Origin of the sequence: Novosphingobium ovatum, assembly GCF_009909235.1 — a bacterium.
Lineage (GTDB): Bacteria > Pseudomonadota > Alphaproteobacteria > Sphingomonadales > Sphingomonadaceae > Novosphingobium > Novosphingobium ovatum.
The window spans coordinates 306,771-324,082 of record NZ_JAAAPO010000004.1 but is presented as its reverse complement, the minus strand read 5'-3'; the positions used below and the strand labels follow the sequence as shown (position 1 = coordinate 324,082).

At 63.3% G+C, this 17,312-nt stretch carries 15 protein-coding genes; 8 read left to right on the top strand and 7 right to left on the bottom strand.

Annotated features, from left to right (window positions below):
• Window positions 1–11: 11 nt before the first annotated feature.
• Window positions 12–1,574 (bottom strand): cytochrome ubiquinol oxidase subunit I, encoded by a 1,563-nt coding sequence (locus GTZ99_RS11520; RefSeq protein ID WP_161718997.1) that lies wholly within the window; start codon window positions 1,572–1,574, stop codon window positions 12–14.
• Window positions 1,575–2,016: 442 nt separating this feature from the next.
• Window positions 2,017–4,374 carry a TonB-dependent receptor gene (locus GTZ99_RS11515; RefSeq protein WP_161719250.1) on the bottom strand — a complete coding sequence of 786 codons (2,358 nt, stop codon included), beginning with the start codon at window positions 4,372–4,374 and terminating at the stop codon, window positions 2,017–2,019.
• A gap of 213 nt (window positions 4,375–4,587) precedes the next feature.
• Here GTZ99_RS11515 and GTZ99_RS11510 point away from each other — a divergent pair, with 213 nt between their 5' ends.
• Together GTZ99_RS11510 and GTZ99_RS11505 are read left to right on the top strand one after the other, a co-directional pair.
• Window positions 4,588–6,243, top strand: coding sequence for a sensor histidine kinase (locus tag GTZ99_RS11510; RefSeq protein WP_161718995.1), 1,656 nt, complete (start codon window positions 4,588–4,590; stop codon window positions 6,241–6,243).
• Window positions 6,240–6,890: a response regulator gene (locus GTZ99_RS11505; protein ID WP_161718993.1), complete on the top strand. Its 651-nt coding sequence runs from the start codon at window positions 6,240–6,242 to the stop codon at window positions 6,888–6,890. Before GTZ99_RS11510 ends, GTZ99_RS11505 begins: the two co-directional genes overlap by 4 nt.
• Here GTZ99_RS11505 and GTZ99_RS11500 read toward each other — a convergent pair.
• From GTZ99_RS11500 to GTZ99_RS11485, 4 genes are read right to left on the bottom strand one after another with little or no spacing between them, the layout of a single operon-like run.
• Window positions 6,849–7,178, bottom strand: coding sequence for an ArsR/SmtB family transcription factor (locus GTZ99_RS11500; protein WP_161718991.1), 330 nt, complete (start codon window positions 7,176–7,178; stop codon window positions 6,849–6,851). The two genes, GTZ99_RS11505 and GTZ99_RS11500, sit on opposite strands and share 42 nt — an antisense overlap.
• Window positions 7,175–10,372, bottom strand: coding sequence for an efflux RND transporter permease subunit (locus GTZ99_RS11495; protein ID WP_161718989.1), 3,198 nt, complete (start codon window positions 10,370–10,372; stop codon window positions 7,175–7,177). The genes GTZ99_RS11500 and GTZ99_RS11495 overlap by 4 nt, the downstream gene beginning before the upstream one ends.
• A complete protein-coding gene (locus tag GTZ99_RS11490) occupies window positions 10,369–11,391 on the bottom strand; it encodes an efflux RND transporter periplasmic adaptor subunit (protein WP_227711282.1) in 1,023 nt (340 codons plus the stop codon). The genes GTZ99_RS11495 and GTZ99_RS11490 overlap by 4 nt, the downstream gene beginning before the upstream one ends.
• Window positions 11,392–11,425: 34 nt before the next feature.
• On the bottom strand, window positions 11,426–11,767 hold the full coding sequence (locus GTZ99_RS11485; RefSeq protein ID WP_406818594.1) for a rhodanese-like domain-containing protein: 342 nt from the start codon (window positions 11,765–11,767) through the stop codon (window positions 11,426–11,428).
• A gap of 154 nt (window positions 11,768–11,921) precedes the next feature.
• Here GTZ99_RS11485 and GTZ99_RS11480 point away from each other — a divergent pair, with 154 nt between their 5' ends.
• The 6 genes from GTZ99_RS11480 to GTZ99_RS11455 are packed head-to-tail and all read left to right on the top strand — an operon-like array spanning window position 11,922 to window position 16,699.
• Window positions 11,922–13,235, top strand: a complete 1,314-nt coding sequence (locus GTZ99_RS11480; protein WP_227711281.1) for an NAD(P)/FAD-dependent oxidoreductase — start codon at window positions 11,922–11,924, stop codon at window positions 13,233–13,235.
• A complete protein-coding gene (locus GTZ99_RS11475; protein WP_161718987.1) occupies window positions 13,232–13,435 on the top strand; it encodes a YgaP family membrane protein in 204 nt (67 codons plus the stop codon). Before GTZ99_RS11480 ends, GTZ99_RS11475 begins: the two co-directional genes overlap by 4 nt.
• 23 nt (window positions 13,436–13,458) lie before the next feature.
• Window positions 13,459–14,706, top strand: coding sequence for a TolC family protein (locus GTZ99_RS11470; RefSeq protein ID WP_227711280.1), 1,248 nt, complete (start codon window positions 13,459–13,461; stop codon window positions 14,704–14,706).
• Window positions 14,707–14,740: 34 nt separating this feature from the next.
• Window positions 14,741–15,064 (top strand): carboxymuconolactone decarboxylase family protein, encoded by a 324-nt coding sequence (locus GTZ99_RS11465; RefSeq protein WP_406818593.1) that lies wholly within the window; start codon window positions 14,741–14,743, stop codon window positions 15,062–15,064.
• 43 nt (window positions 15,065–15,107) lie between these two features.
• Complete coding sequence (locus GTZ99_RS11460; protein WP_161718981.1) at window positions 15,108–15,728, top strand: DsbA family protein; 621 nt, start codon at window positions 15,108–15,110, stop codon at window positions 15,726–15,728.
• Entirely contained in the window at window positions 15,725–16,699 is a 975-nt protein-coding gene (locus GTZ99_RS11455) for a c-type cytochrome (RefSeq protein ID WP_161718979.1), read from the top strand. Before GTZ99_RS11460 ends, GTZ99_RS11455 begins: the two co-directional genes overlap by 4 nt.
• Here the strand turns inward: GTZ99_RS11455 and GTZ99_RS16840 are convergent.
• Window positions 16,683–17,177 carry an energy transducer TonB family protein gene (locus GTZ99_RS16840; protein WP_227711279.1) on the bottom strand — a complete coding sequence of 165 codons (495 nt, stop codon included), beginning with the start codon at window positions 17,175–17,177 and terminating at the stop codon, window positions 16,683–16,685. The genes GTZ99_RS11455 and GTZ99_RS16840 overlap by 17 nt on opposite strands.
• Between the last annotated feature and the right edge of the window lie 135 nt (window positions 17,178–17,312).

Sequence of the window (17,312 nt, the reverse complement as noted above, 5' to 3'; positions counted from 1 at the left end):
GTCCTATCCCCTTATTCGGCGGGCAACGGGGCAAAACCCTGCGCCTGCGCGATGGGTTCGTGGTGCTCGATCGGCCCCTTGCGGATGGCGGCGATCATCAGGCGGATCTCGATGACGGCCAGCGTGCCGTAAAGCGCGGTAAAACCCAGAATCGTTGCCCAAACCTGCGCCACGGTCAGCGAGGATGCGCCAAGGAAAGTCGGCAGCACGCCATCGACCGCCCAAGGCTGGCGCCCGATTTCGGCCAGCACCCAGCCTGCCTCAATCGCGATCCACGGCAGCGGGATCATCACCACCGCCAGCTTCAGGAACCAGCGTTTCGAAAACCGGCAGGCCGAGGCGCAGTAGAAGGCCATGGCAAAATAGGCGATGAAACCAAAGCCCAGCGCCGCCATGCCGCGGAACAGGAAGAACATCACCGGCACATTGGGCACCGTATCCCACGCCGCCTTCAGGATCAGCCCGTCGTCGGCCTTGCGCGGGTCGGCCACATAGCGCTTGAGCAGCATCGCATAGCCGATGTCGCGCTTATGCGCCTCAAACGCGGCGCGCGCGGGGACATTGGCGCGATCCGCCTTCATCGTCTCAACCGCGTCATAGGCGATTATGCCGCTGTGGATACGCTCATCGGCGCTCAGCACCAGTTCCTCGATCCCGTCGATCTTGCCCGACAGGCTGCGCGTGCCGATAAGGCCCATCACATAGGGGATCTTGATCGCGCCATGGGTGGTGCGCGCCGCCACATCGGGAAGGCCGACCAGCGTGATCGCGGCGGGCGCCTCTTCGGTCTCCCACATCGCTTCGATTGAGGCCAGCTTCATCTTCTGGTTGTCGGTCAGCGCATAGCCGCTTTCATCGCCCAGCACGACCACCGAGAGCGCCGAGGCCAGCCCAAAGGCCGAGGCCACCATCATCGAGCGGCGGGCAATGTTGGTATATTTGCCGCGCAGCAGGTAAAGTGCGGAAACACCCATCACAAAGGTGGAGGCGCAGACATAACCCGCGCTCACGGTATGGACGAACTTGGCCTGAGCCACCGGGTTGAAGAGGACTTCCTTAAAGTCGGTCACCTCCATCCGCATGGTTTGGGGGTTGAACTCTGCCCCTACAGGGTTCTGCATCCAGCCATTGGCGATCAGGATCCACAGAGCGGACAGATTGGTGCCCAGCGCAGTGAGGAACGTCACCAGCAGGTGCTGGCGGCGGCTCATGCGATCCCAGCCAAAGAACATCACGCCCACCATCGTCGCTTCGAGGAAAAAGGCCATCAGCCCTTCGATCGCCAGCGGTGCACCAAAGATATCGCCCACATAATGCGCGTAATAGGCCCAATTGGTGCCGAACTCGAATTCCATGGTCAGGCCCGTGGCCACGCCCAGCACGAAATTGATGCCGAACAGCTTGCCCCAGAAGCGGGTGATCACCCGCCAGATGGGGCGTTTAGTGATGACATAAACACTCTCCATGATAACCAGCATGAAAGAGAGGCCCAGCGTCAAAGGCACGAAAAGAAAGTGATACATGGCTGTCAGCGCAAACTGCAGCCGGGATAATTCGACAACCGCCATATCCATCGGACATATCCCCTCGGAAAGGCTGCGCAATAGTGCGCAACACAGGCAATGGCAGGCGGCGTGCAACGGTCAGTTCGCCCCCGGCAAATTCGCTTACCAATTGCAGATTTTTATAATATGCCAGATTTGCAATATAGTGAAGTCTCTTTCCCTTTCTCACCCCCGACTGGATCGTCGCGCAAGCCTTTGGTGGATCGCCGCTAGCCTGCGGACACATTCACAGTGGAGTCGGCTCTGCTACCCGCCCTCCTGCCCACGCGGTTGATTGGCAAGGATCCGCATCTGGCGGTGGATGGACTGGCCAGCACAGTAGCTGCAGCGATCATGCTGGCCATATTGATAGTATGGTGCTGGCGCACCGCACCATCGCCCTTTATCCAAGCAAAGGGACGGCTTTTCAGCCACCCATCAAGGTATACTGAAGAAGTTATGTTCTTGTTACTCAGAACGCAATTTGCAGTTCGGCACCGAACGTGCGCGGCGGATTGAAATTGCCATAATCGCCCAGCACCGCATCATTGGCGCCCGACCGGCGATAGACATAGGTGGTATTGAGAAGGTTGCGGCTCCACAGCGAGAAAGTGGCCTTGGTGTCGCCTTTCATAGGAACATGGGCCAGCGCAATGCGACCGTTGACCACAAAGCTGGAGTCGGTCTTCACCGGTTCGTTCTGGAAGCTGTATTGCGATTGGGCATAGTTGGCGTCGAGGTGAACGGTGAGTTCAGACCCATTGCCCCCCACGGCGCGGTGGTAATCGGCATAGGCTGACGCAGCATTACGCGGCGTATAAACCACATACACCTGATAAAGCGCGTTGTTCAGGAACGGGTTGGGCGTCGCCGGAACGAAGGTGTAGGTGTAGGCATAGGACGCGCCCAGCGTCAGTTCGGGCGTCGCCTTAACGGTCAAGTCTGCTTCCAACCCGCGGATCTTGGAGGTGCCCGGCGCGTTGCGGGTTTCCTCGGTGTGCAGGTTGAACGTGGGGCTGGTCGGGTTGGTGTCGACATTGTCGAAATCGGTCTGAGTACCGGTACGATCCATGATGTAGCCAGCAAGGTTGAGGCGCACATGATGGTCCATCAGGTCCATCTTCGTGCCGATTTCATAGGACCGGACAACTTCGGGGCTGAAGGCGGCAAAGGTCTGCGAACGGTCATTGGCGCCGCCCGCGCGATAGCCGGTCGAGTATTTGGCATAGGTGTTGACGTTGGGCGCCACATCATAGGCCAACACGACCAGCGGGTCGAACCGGCTGACGCTGGCGTTGAACGTGAAGTTGGTGGCCACGCCCTGCACCAGATAGAGCAAGCCGTTGCGCTTGTCGTTGGTGTAGCGGCCACCCACGGTCAGATGCGCCTTGCCGCCCAGGAAATCAGGCGTGTAGGTCGCCTGGCCAAAGGCGGCATAGCTCTTGGCGAAGGCCTGGCTGGCGCGTTGCAGGAATTGCTGGCCCAGCGCCCAGCCCTGATTGGACGAGGTTACCGCACCCGACACGGTCTCGCTGTTGATCGTGTAACTGGTGCCATCCACATTCCACGTGTTGGACGAAGGGGTGGACGCCTGTTCCTGCGCACGTTCGTTGAAGTAATAGCCGCCCAGCACATAGTCGATCTGCGGCAGGCTGCCCACCAGTTGCAGTTCCTGGCTGAACTGGCGCTGATTCAGGTACGAGAGGCTGTAGCGGCTGAAGCCGGTGTTAGGCGCAAAGATGGTGCGCGCCGGGCCGCCCGAATTGTCCCACTGCTCGGTCGAAACGGTGCGCCATGCGGTGATCGAGCGCAGCTCCATCCCCGGCATCACCTTGTAGTTCAGGCGCAGCGAGGTGCCTTCAGTGCGGTCCACGCTGGGTTGCTGGGGCACGCCCACTTGCGCAGTGGCCAGACGGTTGCTGCCCGTGGGCGTCACCAGCGGCGAGAGCGGCGCGATGCAGGCGGAGCAGGCCGTGGTGGTGCCCGGCGCGACCAGGATGTACTTGCCGTTGCCATTGGGGTTGGCGATATACTGGCCCACCGTCTTGCCCAGCGGATTGTAGTTCAGCAACTGGCTGAAGTTGGGCGTGTTTTCGTCCTTTGCCTTGTCATAGCTGACCAGCGCCGAGAAGCCGTCGAACGGGGTCCACTTGGCCTGGATGCGGCCACCGGCGCGCTCATACTGGTTCCACCCGGCCTGCCCCGCCAGCGGGTTCTTGACGGTGGGGTCCTGATGCTGCTCCACCGCGTCGATCTTGATGGCGATGTGATTGAATTCGGGCAGGTCGATGTGGCCCTCGGCGGTGTGGCTGCCGTAATTGCCAAGGCCTGCAGCAAAGCGGCCACCAAACTTGCCGGTGGGATCGCGCGTCACGATGCTGACCGCGCCGCCTTCAGTGTTGCGACCAAACAGCGTGCCCTGCGGCCCCTTGAGCACTTCGATACGCTGCACATCGAACAGGGCCGCGTTCAGGCCCTGCGAACGGGCGAGATAGACGCCATCAATATACACGCCCACGCCCGTGTCGCGCGCGGTCTGGTTCTGGTCAAACGGCACGATGCCGCGAATGCCCACGGTCAGCGCCGACTGGCGCGCCTCGAACGTGGCGACGCGCAAGCTGGGAACGCCGCCATCGGCCAGATCGATCAGGCTCTGCACATGGCGGTCCTTGATGATCTGGTCGCTGACCACCGAGATCGCCACCGGTGTCTTCTGCAGGTTCGTCTCGCGCTTGGTGGCGGTAACGACAATGTCGGTCAGCCCCTGCCCTTCAGCCGCCGGGGCAGGATCCGCCGCCACATCGGCAGCTTGCGCCATGCCCCCATGCATGAACGCCAGCGCCGAAAGCGGCAGCGCGAGAAGGGCCTTTTTGTGATTCACCGTCTTGTCCTCCGAGGATCGCAGCCGGAATGGAGAGGGGCCGCGCGGTTGCGTAACTTTGGTTACACCGCTCTCTATCCATCGTTATTTTCACTTTTGTGACATAGCCACAGCCCCTGTGGTTCGGTTGACTGCCCCCCGTTTCATGGCAAGAGAATACCCATGCGCCCACAGCCCCTGCCCACATTGGCCTCAGCCATCCGTCCGCGGCGGATCCCCTCGGGCGTGGTACTGGCCGCGATGCGGGTGGTGATGGCGCTGCTGTTCGTGGCATGGCTGGATCTGGCTTCGCCTCGCAGCATGCCGGGGCAACATGCCGCCGTTGCGCTGTTCGCGGCCTATCTGTTGTTTGCGGTGGGCATGGTCGTGGTCGCCTGGAGCAGTTGGTGGCACGACCACCGGCTGGCGGGGCCCGCCTTTGCGATTGATGCCATGACCGCGCTGGTCGGCCTGTATTGGACGCGCGCGGTCACGCTGGATTTCTTCAGCGCTTTCCTCACGCTTTTCGCCTTTCTCGTGCTGACCGCCGCCGCGCGATGGAGCAGGCGCGGCATGTTGCTGGTGATGCTGGGACTAGCGGCCTGTTTCCTGTTGGCCGGTTGGCTGGTGGATGGCCATGGCACCGGGTTCGACATGCCGAAATTCATCCGCCGCTTCAGCACGCTGATGGTGTTGTTGATGATGCTGGGCTGGTTCGCGCTGAACACACGCGGGCTGGCCACGCCGCGCCATCATCGCCATGGCGGGGCCGCCGATGATGAACAGGCCACGCCCGACACGCTCAACGCGGCGCTGGCCTATGCCATGGACCTTTGCGGGGCGACGGGCGGCGCGCTGGCTTGGCTGCCCATGGGCGAAACACGGGCGCAATTGTGCACGGTTGGACTGGCCAATCCGCCAGCATGGCTGGAGCATGAGGCGCTGCGGATCGATGATGCCGACGGGGGCCTGCCTTTTCTGTTTGACGGCGCGCGGCGCATGGCGCTCCGTGATGACAACCGGCGCGGCGTGTTGGCGCAGGCTGCCCCCTGCGCGCTGGCGGCGGCCCTGGGCGTGACCGAGGGGCTGGCCATCCCGCTTATTACGCGGACAGGGCGCGGGCAAGTGCTGCTGTGGAGCATGGCACGGCCCAACGGAGATGACTTGCTGGCCGCGCAGGGCATGGCCCGCGAAATCGCCTTGGCGCTGGACGAGGAAGAGACCGAAACGCTGGCCCGTGAAGTGGCCATGTCGCGGCTACGCTCGCAAATCGCGGCGGATTTGCATGACAGCGTGGTGCAAACGCTGGCCGGGGCGCGGTATCGGTTGCAGGCCTTGCGGGCCGATGCGGGCGACGATGCATCCGCCCAGATCGACCAGATTACCAGCGCCATCGCCGCCGAGCAGCAGCATCTGCGCGCCATCATCGGCCAGTTGCGTCTGGGCCGGATCCAGCCGGGCCAGCGCGACCTACACCACGAAGCAATAACGCTGGCCGAGCACCTGTCAAGCCAGTGGGCCGCGCAGGTTTGGGTGGCGCCCCACTGGCCAGCGGTCATTGGCCCGGCCGCGCTCAACTTTGCCATGCAGCAGATCATCCGCGAAGGCACCGCCAATGCCGTGCGCCACGGCAAGGCCAGCGCCGTTGCCATCGCGATCGAGCCGACCGGTGATGGCCTGCGCCTGTCGATCACCGACAACGGCGATGGCTTCTTGCCCGGCGCCCTGCCCCGGTCCATTGCGCAACGGGTTGCCGCGCTTGGCGGTCAGATCACAGTCATCTCACGACCGGGGCACAGCAGCGTCGACATCACCCTTCCCATGGAGCCACATGCGTGACCAACATCCTGATTGCCGACGATCACGCCTTTTTACGCGCCGGGCTGGAACAGGTGTTGAGCGCGCGCGGGCACACGATCGTTGCCTCTGTGGGCGACGGGCAGGCGACCATTGCGGCGGTGGACGCGCATAATCCTGATGTCGTGGTGCTGGACTTGCGCATGCCGGGCGGCGGCGGGCTGGCCGTGCTGGAAGCGATGCGCGGGGCCGGCGACCAGCGCCCCGTGGTCATGCTGGCCGCAGAGGTGGATGATGCCAGCCTGCTGGCCGCGATCCGGCTTGGGGTCAACGGCATCGTGTTCAAGGACACCGATATTGCCGTGCTGGATCAGGCCATTGCCACGGCGCTGACGGGCGAGCGGGCGATCGCCATGCCTCTGATGGAACGCGCGCTGGCACTAGCTTGCGAACCGGCGCGCAGCCATCCACTCGACACGCTGTCCGAACGCGACAGGCGCATTGCCGAATGCGCGGCCCAGGGCTTGCGCAACCGCGAAATTGGCGAACGGCTCGACCTGTCGGAAGGGGCGGTGAAGGTCTATCTCCACCGCATCTATGACCGATTGGGGGTCAGCAATCGCACCGAACTGGCGTTGATTGTACAATCAGCGCGTGTCGCAGAATCCAAGGGCCCCGGCATCGCATAGGGCGCACATGGCGTGGATAACGCCCGAAACGATGGGGTCTTTCAGGCTATACCAGCGCAATTGCGCATCGATCCGCACATTCACCACACCCTCGGCCCGCAACAGCGCCAGATGCTGCGACACGCCCGATTGCGACAGGCCCGTCATCGCCACCAGTTCATTCACGCTCACCTCGCCCTCATCCATCCGGCACAGCATCAGCAAGCGCTCAGGATGGCTCATCACCTTCAGGCGTGCGGCCATATGGCTGGCATTGGCTTTCAACTCGGAAAGATCGGTGGGTTTCATCGTGCCTCCTCAGATAGGGCAATCCCATCATCGCGCAAGACTACATAGATTGCCGGGATCACCAGCAGGGTGAGCAGGGTGGACGAGGCCAGACCGAACAGCAGCGAGATGGCCAGCCCCTGAAAGATTGGATCGGTCAGGATCACGCTGGCCCCGATCATCGCGGCGGCGGCGGTCAGCGCGATCGGTTTGACGCGGATGCGCCCCGCCTCGATCAACACCTGCCGCAAAGGCTTTCCGGGCGTGGCGCTGTGGCGGATGAAATCCACCAGCAGGATCGAATTGCGCACGATGATGCCCGCCAGCGCGATGAAGCCGATCATGCTGGTGGCGGTAAAGGGCGCGCCAAACAGCATATGCCCTGCCACAATCCCGATCAGCGTGAGCGGCACGGGAGTGAGGATCACCAACGGCAGTTTGAAACTGCCAAACTGCCCCACCACCAGCACATAGATCGCCAGCAGCGCCACCATGAACGCCCCGCCCATGTCGCGGAAGGTGACCCAGGTAATCTCCCATTCGCCATCCCACAGGATCGCTGGCGTGCTCTCGTCATCGGGCTGGCCATGCATCAGGATGCGCGGCTTGGTCAGCCCATGGCCCGCCCAGTCATAGGCCTCCACCGCCTTGTCCACCGCCAGCAGCCCATAGATCGGCGCTTCATAGCGGCCCGCCATATCGGCCATCACCATGGTTGCCCCGCGCCCATCGCGGCGGAAAATCGCCTGCCCGCCCATCTCGCGCCGGACATCGACCAGTTCGCCAAGGCTGAGCAACTGGCCCGAAGGAGTCGCGGCAACCGGCGTCGCGGCCAGCGCCCCGCTATACTGGCGTTGTGCCTGATCGAGGCCAATCTCCACAGGCAGCGGATCGCGGTCAGCCCCTCGCGGTACATAGGCCAGCGTCTGCTGCCCCATCAGCGCGCCCATGCTGTCCATCACCTGCCCTTGCGCGATGCCATAGTGATCGAGCTTGGCGCGATCCGGCACAAGGCGCAGCGTGGGGCGAGCCGTGCCAAAGGACGTATCGGTATCGACAATGAAGGGCACCGACTTGAAAATCTGCTCCAGCACCAGCGCGGTTTTCTGGCGCGTCGCCTCATCCGGGCCATAAACCTCGGCCAACAGCGTGGCCAGCACCGGCGGCCCGGGCGGGGTTTCCACCACCTTGATGCTGGCCCCCACCGGCAGAGCCAAGGCACGCAGCCTTTCGCGCAGATCAACCGCAATGGCGTGGCTGGCCCGGCTGCGCTCGCCCTTGGGCAAGAGGGCAACCATCACATCCCCCATCTCCGGCTGCGCGCGCAGGAAATAGTGGCGCACAAGGCCGTTGAAGTTGAAAGGTGCCGCTGTGCCCGCATAGGCCTCCATCGCGGTCACTTCGGGGATCTGGCGGGCGATGGCGGCGGCTTGCTCGGCCACGCGCGCGGTCTGCTCCAGCGCGGTGCCCTCGGGCATGTCGATCACCATCTGCACCTCGCTCTTGTTGTCAAAGGGCAGGAGCTTGACGGTGACCGCCTTGAAATAGAACATCGAACAGGCGACCACTGTGGCCAACCCCACGCCCCACAGGAAGCGCTTGGCACTGGCGCGCGTGGCGATCACCCGCCCGGCATAGCGGGCATAGATCCCGCCCAGCTTGCCGCCATCCTCGTGGCTACCATGCGCCAAGGCCCCGCGCGCAAAGCGGATCATCAGCCATGGCGCAATCACCACCGCCACGAAAAAGCTGAACACCATCGCCGCGCTGGCGTTGATCGGGATCGGCGCCATATACGGCCCCATCAGGCCCGACACGAACAGCATCGGCAAGAGCGCGGCCACCACCGTCAGCGTGGCGATGATCGTGGGGTTGCCCACTTCGGCCACCGCCTCGATGGCGGCCTGTTGGCGGCTGCGCCCATCATGCATCCCCCAATGCCGGGCGATGTTCTCGATCATCACGATGGCGTCATCCACCAGAATGCCGATGGAGAAAATCAGCGCAAACAGCGACACGCGGTTGATCGAAAAGCCCATGATGCGCGATGCAAACATGGTGAGCATGATGGTGGTGGGAATGACAATCGCCGTCACCCCCGCCTCGCGCCAGCCAATGGCAAAGCCGATCAGGATCACGATGGAAACCGTGGCCAAAGCGAGGTGGAAGATCAGTTCGTTGGCTTTCTCATTCGCGCTCTCACCATAATTGCGGGTGACATTGACCGCCACGCTGGCCGGGATCAGGTTGCCCTTCAGCGCCTCGACCCGCGCCACCACGCCTTGCGCCACATTCACCGCATTGGCGCCATTGCGCTTGGCGATCGCGATGGAAACGGCGGGCGCCATTTGCCATGCGCCCCCATCGCGCGCCCAGCGCCAGCTGTGCGCCTGATCCTGCGCCGCGCCGGTTTCCACCCGCGCCACATCACCCAGCAGCACCGGCGCCCCGCCCGCCGCGCGCAGGGTCAGGCGGCGCACATCATCCGCGCTGGCCAAGGGCGCGCCTGCGGTGATCGCCATCGCGCTGCCATCCTCGCGAACCGTGCCAGCGGGGAAGCTGCGCCCACCTTGGCGGATCGCCTCCATCAGGCTGGAGAGCGGCACCCGCGCCGCCGCCAATCGCACCGGATCGGGGATCACCCGGATCGCCTCACGCTGGCCGCCGGTGATGAAGGTCAGGCCCACATCGTCCACCTTGGCCACCTCGCCGCGCAGCTTGGTAGCCAGCGTGTAAAGGCTGCGCTCGTCCCAACCGGCGCCTGTGGGGGTGAGAGTCAGCACCACGATCGGCACATCGGAAATGCCGCGCACGGTGATCTGGGGCGGCTGGATACCGGTGGGGATCTTGTCGATATTGGCCTTGATCTTTTCGTCCACGCGCGTGGCGGCGGCCTCCGGGTCTTGCCCCACGTTGAAGCGGGCCGTGACCATCACGCCATGATCCTGCGCCTGCGTGTAGACATGCTCGACGCCGTCGATACTCTTGATGATCTGTTCCAGCGGCTTGCCCGCCAGTTCGACCGCATCCCCCGCCGATAGCCCCGGCGCAGCCACGCGGATGTCCACCATCGGCACCTTGATCTGCGGCTCTTCCTCACGCGGGATGGTGATCGTGGCGATCAGGCCCACAAGGATCGCCGCCAACAGAAACAGCGGGGTCAGGGGCGAGGCGATGGTGGCCTGCGTGATGCGACCCGAAAGGCCCAGCTTCATCGCCCCGCCCCCGTTCCGGCGCCCACCAGCACATCGCCAGCGGCCACGCCAGACAGGATTTCGACCCGGCCATCATCGGCAGGCGCTGTCTGCACCGGCACCTGCGTGACGGCGCCGGATTTGCCCGCCATCAGCGCATAATCCAGCCCATAGCGCGTGAGAATAAAGGCGCGCGGCACGATGATCCCCCGATGGGTTCCCACCGCCAACTGCGCGCCCAAGCGGCGCCCGATCAGGCTGGCATCCAGCCCCGCCATCGCGACATCGGCGCTCACCTGACCCGCTGTCACAGCTGGATATATGCGGGTCACGCCACCCTCGCCCGCCATACCATCCACGCGGACCCGCGCGCCGGGGCGAATTTTGGCCGCCAACGCTTCGGGCAGATCAAGCCGCAGCACCATCGGGCCAGAGGTGATCACCGCCACCACCATCCCCGGCGCCACCGGCGATCCGGCGGGCACATCGGCGCGCAGCACCCGGCCATCGGCGGGCGCCACCACCGCGCCCTGGCCCGCCATCGCGCGCACGCTGGCCTGCTGGGCACGAGCGGCCTGGGTCTGGGCGCTGGCGGCGCTGGCGCCCGCTTCGGCCTGCTCCAACCGCGCCTTGGCATAGACGCCATTGGCGGCGAGGAACTTCACGCGATCCAGTTCGGCCCGCGCCTGCATCGCCTGCGCCTGCGCGGCGGCGGCCTGCGCGCCATAGGCGGCGGATTGATAGGCAAGCTGACTGTCGGTGATGCGCCCGATCACCTGCCCTTTGCGCACCATATCGCCCGCACGCACGGATAGCGTGGAGAGCAAACCCGGAATGCGCGCCAGCACCTGCGCTTGATCCTGCGTGGTCACTTGCGCAGAAACACTTTGCCAATCGGGCGTTTCGCTGGCGGCAATGGTGAGGCGCGGCCCGGTGGCGGTGGGCGCCGCCTCTGGCGCAGGCTTATCCTGCCCGCATCCCTGCAGCGATGCCGCCATGATCGCGATCAACCAAGCCTTGGCCTGCATAGCTTTACGCATCGTCATCTCCCGTCCCGCCCTTTTGCCTTTGCCCTTAGCGTTCAACCGGCAAACCAGCTTTTGCCCAGGCACCAAAGCCGCCCGCCAGATGCGTATCCACGCTGGCTTGAGCCGCCGCGCATTTATCGAGCGCCATGCCAGACCGCTTGCCACCAAGGCAGGTCAGCACCAGTTGCTTGCCATCGGGGTCGGGCAGCCTGCTGGGCTGGAAGGTGGACAAGGGCATGTTGATCGAGCCGGGAATATGACCTCCCGCAAACTCGTCCACTTCACGCACATCGATGACGAGGGCCTGATTCGCCTGCACCATCGCGGCCAGTTCCGAAGCGCTGATCTCCCGATGTTTCGCCGATTTTCCAAAACCAAAGACCATCATCCCGACTCCAAACCCGTAGCGCGCGATGGCGCTGGAAAAACATGACTTGCTTATATTGTTTGATAGTAATATTAGTCAAGCAAGATTGAAGCGGCTATCGAGTCCCCCATTATCACCCGACCAAGGGGGCCGCACAGTTTGGGAGAGCAGTTCCATGTCAATGCCTGCAAACACCTTGCCCCGCATTCTTGTCCTCGGCGCTGGCCTTGGCGGCACAATCGCGGCCTACGAAATCCGCGATGCCACCAAAGGCCGCGCAGAAGTCACCGTTGTGTCTGACAGCGAGGATTACTGGTTTGTGCCGTCGAACCCATGGGTGGCGGTGCGCTGGCGTGAGCCAGACGCGATTCGCGTTCCCCTTGCCCCGGTGATGGCCCAAAAGGGCATCGGCTTTACCAGCGTGGGTGCCACGCGGGTTCACCCCACAGAAAGCCGCGTGGAACTGCGCGATGGCTCATCCATGAGCTATGACTGGCTGGTGATCGCCACCGGGCCGGAACTGGCCTTTGACGAGATCCCCGGTTTCGGGCCTGATGGGCATACCGTCTCCGTCTGCAAGACCGATCATGCTGCTCACGCCGCCGATGCCTTCGATGAATTCTGCAAGAACCCGCGCCCCATCGTTGTTGGCGCCGCGCAGGGTGCCTCCTGTTTTGGCCCTGCCTATGAATACGCGCTGATCCTCGACACCGAATTGCGCCGCCGCAAGATCCGTGACCAGGTGCCGATGACCTTCGTCACCAGCGAACCCTATATCGGGCACTTGGGCCTTGATGGTGTGGGCGACACCAAGGGCCTGCTGGAAAGCCAGTTGCGTGAGCGGCACATCAAATGGGTGACCAACGCCCGCGTCACCCGCTTTGACGATGGCATGGCCCATGTCGAGGAAGTGGGCGAAGATGGCGCGGTCAAAAAGACCCACGACCTGCCCTTCGGCTTTTCCATGCTGCTGCCCGCCTTTCGCGGCATCAAGGCAGTTTACGGCATTGAGGGCCTGACCAATCCGCGCGGTTTCATTCTGGCTGACAAGCACCAGCGTAATCCGAACTTCAAGAACGTCTATTCGCTGGGCGTTTGCGTGGCGATCCCGCCCATGGGACCAACGCCGGTGCCCGTGGGCGTGCCCAAGACCGGCTTCATGATCGAGAGCATGGTGACGGCCGTTGCCCATAACATCGCCGCCGAACTTGATGGGCGCCAACCCAATGAAGTGCCGAGCTGGAACGCGGTATGCCTTGCCGATTTCGGCGATGGCGGTGTGGCCTTTGTGGCCCAGCCCCAGATCCCGCCGCGCAATGTCAATTGGTCGTCGCATGGAAAATGGGTTCACCTCGCTAAAGTCGGCTTTGAAAAATACTTCCTGAAAAAGGTCCGCTCGGGCGTCAGCGAGCCCTTTTATGAAAAGCTGGCCCTGCAAGTGCTGGGCATCAACAAGTTGAAAGAAACCACCAAGGAGGATGTGCGATGAGCCTTGACAGTGCCGTGATGCGCTTTGCCGGAGCCGTTGTTCTGGGCAGCGCCTTGGCCGCCCATTTTGTTAACCCCTCGTGGATTTACCTCACCATGTTTGCCGGAGCCAACATGCTTCAGGCCAGCGTTACGGGTTTTTGCCCTGCCGCCATCCTGTTCCGCGCCATGGGCGTGAAACCGGGCTGCACGTTCAAATAAAGGCTGATGCGATGCGCCGTCTGATGATGCTTCTGCCCTTGCTGGCCGCCGCCCCGGCGTGGGCGCAGGGCCAAGACGTTAACGCCACCATCGCCGATGCCTTGGCTCACGCCCCCGTCCTTGCCGAGGCTCAGGCTGGGGAAGCGCAGGCCCAAGCGAGGCTCGATGGCGCCAAGGCTCAGGGCAACCCGATGCTAAGTGTCGAGGGGCAGATCGGCGCAGGCCGTATCGACAATGGCGGCTTCTTCGGCTTTACCGCGCGCAATGTCACACCGCTGGCCTTGCGTGCGGGGGCCGAGATGCCGCTTTATGCCGGGGGCCGCGTTGCTGCTGCCGTGGATCAGGCGCGAGGCGGGCAAGCAATGGCCGCGCTGGCGCTGGCCGATGCGCGCTCAAGGGTGATGGTGGGCGCGGTCGCGGCCCATGCCGAGGTTTTGGCCGCCCGACGCATCGAAGCCCGCTATCTGCAATTGGCCAGCGAACTTGCCGAAGTCGAGCGGCAGGCCAAATTGCGTTTTCAATCGGGTGAAATCCCCGCCTCAGACCTTGCCGCCGCCACCGCGCGCCGCGCTGAGGGTGAGGCCGGCCTTGCCGCCGCACAGGGGCGCCGCATCACCGCCGAGGCGCAATATGCCCGCATGACCGGGCATGAAGCCGGCGCGCTTGCCCCCTTAGCCGCCCTGCCTGCGACACCGCCGACTTTGGACGAGGCGCTAGACAGCGCCCATCGCAGCAACCCAATGCTGGCTCAGGCCGAAAAGGGCATCGACATCGCGCGCGCAGGGGTGCGCGGCGCAAGGGCAGAAAGCCTGCCCACCATCGGCGCCTTTGCCGAGGCGACCCGCACCCGCGACCAGTTCTTCCCCGATTACCGCGCCGATGCCATGGCCGTGGGTATCCGGGGCCGCTGGACCTTGTTTGCCGGTGGCCGCACGGCAGCGAAAATCCACGAAGCCGATGCCACGCTGGATGCCAGCGAAGCCCGTGCCCGCGAGGCGCGTGAGCAGATCGACGCGGCAGTCATCGCCGCATGGACCAGCCTGAAAACCGCGCACCGTATGGTGGAGGCCAGCGCCGCCCGCTCTGCCGCTACCGCAGAGGCTTTGCGCAGCGTCCAACTGGAAGCCAAGGTCGGCGCCAAACCAACGGTCGCCGTGCTGGACGCCGAGCGTGAGGCCACCGCAGCGGACGCAGCCGCAATCGAAGCCGAGGGGCAGCGCATGATCGCCGCATGGCAATTGAATGCGCTGGCTGGGCAGATTACCCCCTGACAGGAGATTGACCATGCACAAGGACTGGCCACAGATGGCCAAGGAACTGTCAGGCGCTATCAAGGAAGTCCGCTTTGGCGCGCCGGATGTGATGAAGAACTTCTCCGCCATGGCCAGCGCGGCAACGGCCAACGGCGCACTGGACAGCAAGACCAAGGAACTGATTGCCCTTGGCATTGCAGTCGCGATCCGCTGTGATGGATGCGTAGCCTTTCACGCTCAGGCCGCCGTCAAACATGGTGCTACCCGCGAGGAAGTGATGGATGCCATGGGCCTTGCCATCTACATGGGCGCCGGGCCTAGCCTGATGTATGCAGCGCAAGCGGTGGAGGCCTACGATCAGTTTGCCGCAGCATAATTGATGGCGGTATTTCGGGGCGAGAGGCGTTAGAAGCGAAGCGATGATAACCCGCCTCTACCTGTCAGCCGTATTGGCTACTTCGCTGATCTCTGCTTCTCCGGCGTCCGCCTCGCCTGCCGCTTGGCCCGAGATTACCGAGGAAGCGCTTGCCCCGAAAATGGCACCCGCTGGTCACGACGTCACGATCGTCGTGTTTTCGGACTATCGGTGCCCATACTGCATGCGTTTGCATGCCGTTCTTCAGCAAGCGATGCAACGCGATCACAAAGTGCGGATCGTTTACCGTGACTGGCCGATTTTCGGGGAAGCATCCGCACGCGCCGCCAGATTGGCAATCGCCAGCCAATTTCAACACAAATATGAGGCCTTCAACAATACTCTCTTTGCACTGTCAGGGCACCTCGATGACGCAAGCCTGCGCTTGGCAGCGCGTCAGGCGGGCGTCAATTGGGGCCAGCTGCAACGCGACCTTGCTCTTCATGACCGTCAGATCGCCCGCTTGATGGGACGCAGCGATGCAGCCGCCAAAACGTTGGGCTTTGAAGGGACGCCGGGCCTGTTGGTTGGAACCACGCGGGCGTTCGGCGCCCCTGATCTTGCAGAACTCGAAGAGCTAATCCGTCAAGCCCGCAACCAGCCCAGCTCGAAACCTGCGGCATGAACAAAGCCCTTGGAACTCTGGGGTTATCCATTGCCGCAGCTTTAGGCGCTTGCCTGGCCCATGCAGCAGAGCCGTCCCCTCCTGCTTTGACGGCGCCCGATCCCGCAGCGCTGCCAAATGATGCCTGGGGGGCGACTGTACGCTACGGCCGCGACCTTTTGACGCAGACTGCCAAGTTGATCGGCCCGCAGGCTCAGAACCCGGCGTTGCGCTATGCAGGCAACAATCTTGCCTGCCAAAGTTGCCACATTGATGCCGGCACCAAGGCTTATGGCCTGCCGTTGACCGGCGCTTTTGCCGATTACCCCAATTATCGCGCGCGCGAAGGCAAGGTCGGTACGCTACCCGAGCGCATAAATGGTTGTTTGACACGAAGCCTCAATGGCAAGCCAATGCCCGAAGGCAGCGCGCAAATGACCGCCATCATCGCCTATCTGCGTTTTCTATCTCTTGGTTCAAAGGTCGGTACGCCGATCAGCACACGCGGCCCCGGCCCAATTCAGACCATGTCGCGGGCCGCCGACCCCATACGAGGTCAAGACATCTATTCAGCACAATGCGCCGCTTGCCACGGCAGCAATGGGCAGGGGCAGCGCGCGGCCCCCGGTGATCCAACCTTTGCTATTCCCGCCCTGTGGGGGGATGACAGCTTCAACGATGGCGCAGGGATGGCCCGCCTCTCCACTGCAGCCGCTTTCATTCGCAACAACATGCCCCATGGCACATCATGGCCCGCCCCAAGCCTGACCGAAGCGGACGCATGGGATGTCGCGGCATTCCTTGAGGCTCAACCAAGGCCGCATATGGCTGGTTTGGAGCGGGACTATCCAAAGTTGAATGAAAAACCTGTAGACGCACCTTATGGGCCTTATGCGGATAGTTTTCCTGCGATTCAGCACAAATATGGTCCGTTTGGCCCCATCCGCGCCACACTCAACGCCTCCATCGCGGCGTCTAAGGATGGAAATTGATGGGGACCGTAAAATCATGCCCCGAGGGACCGGTCCCCTCGGGCAAGGGTGGAAAAGGGCTGGCTTCGCGCAGCGCCCGCATGGCCTGACGGTCAAGCATCGCGATGTTGCTCGATTGCACGATATGCGCCTCGGTCAATCGGCCGCCGGGGTCCAGGCGAAAGCCAAGGATGACCTGGCCCTCAAGCTTGATGCTTGCCGGGCGATGGGCCATCACTTTCTGCCACAAGACACGCGCATAGGTGGCGAAGGGATCAGCGGCGGTAGGAGGGGACATAACAGGTTTTGATGGCTCAACTGCCATGACAGGTGCTGGAAGAGCCACATGCGTAGGCGCGATCACATCGGCAACGGTTTTAGGGGCAAGCTGATTCAAGGGTGCCGCGGGGGCCTGCACAGGAGCGATTACTGCCTTTTGCCAGACAGTCTTGGCAAAACGCCGAGGTGAAACCGGCACCATTTCCAAAGGCACTTGCATCACCAGCACGCGCGAGGAGGGCGTCCTCCCGCGCATGCTCTCGTGCTGCGGTGGCATGCAAAGGGCAAGGCCTAGGGCCAGCGCATGGCCCCCCAGCACGCAGGCCGCTGTCAACAGCCTGCGCGACAAGGGTTG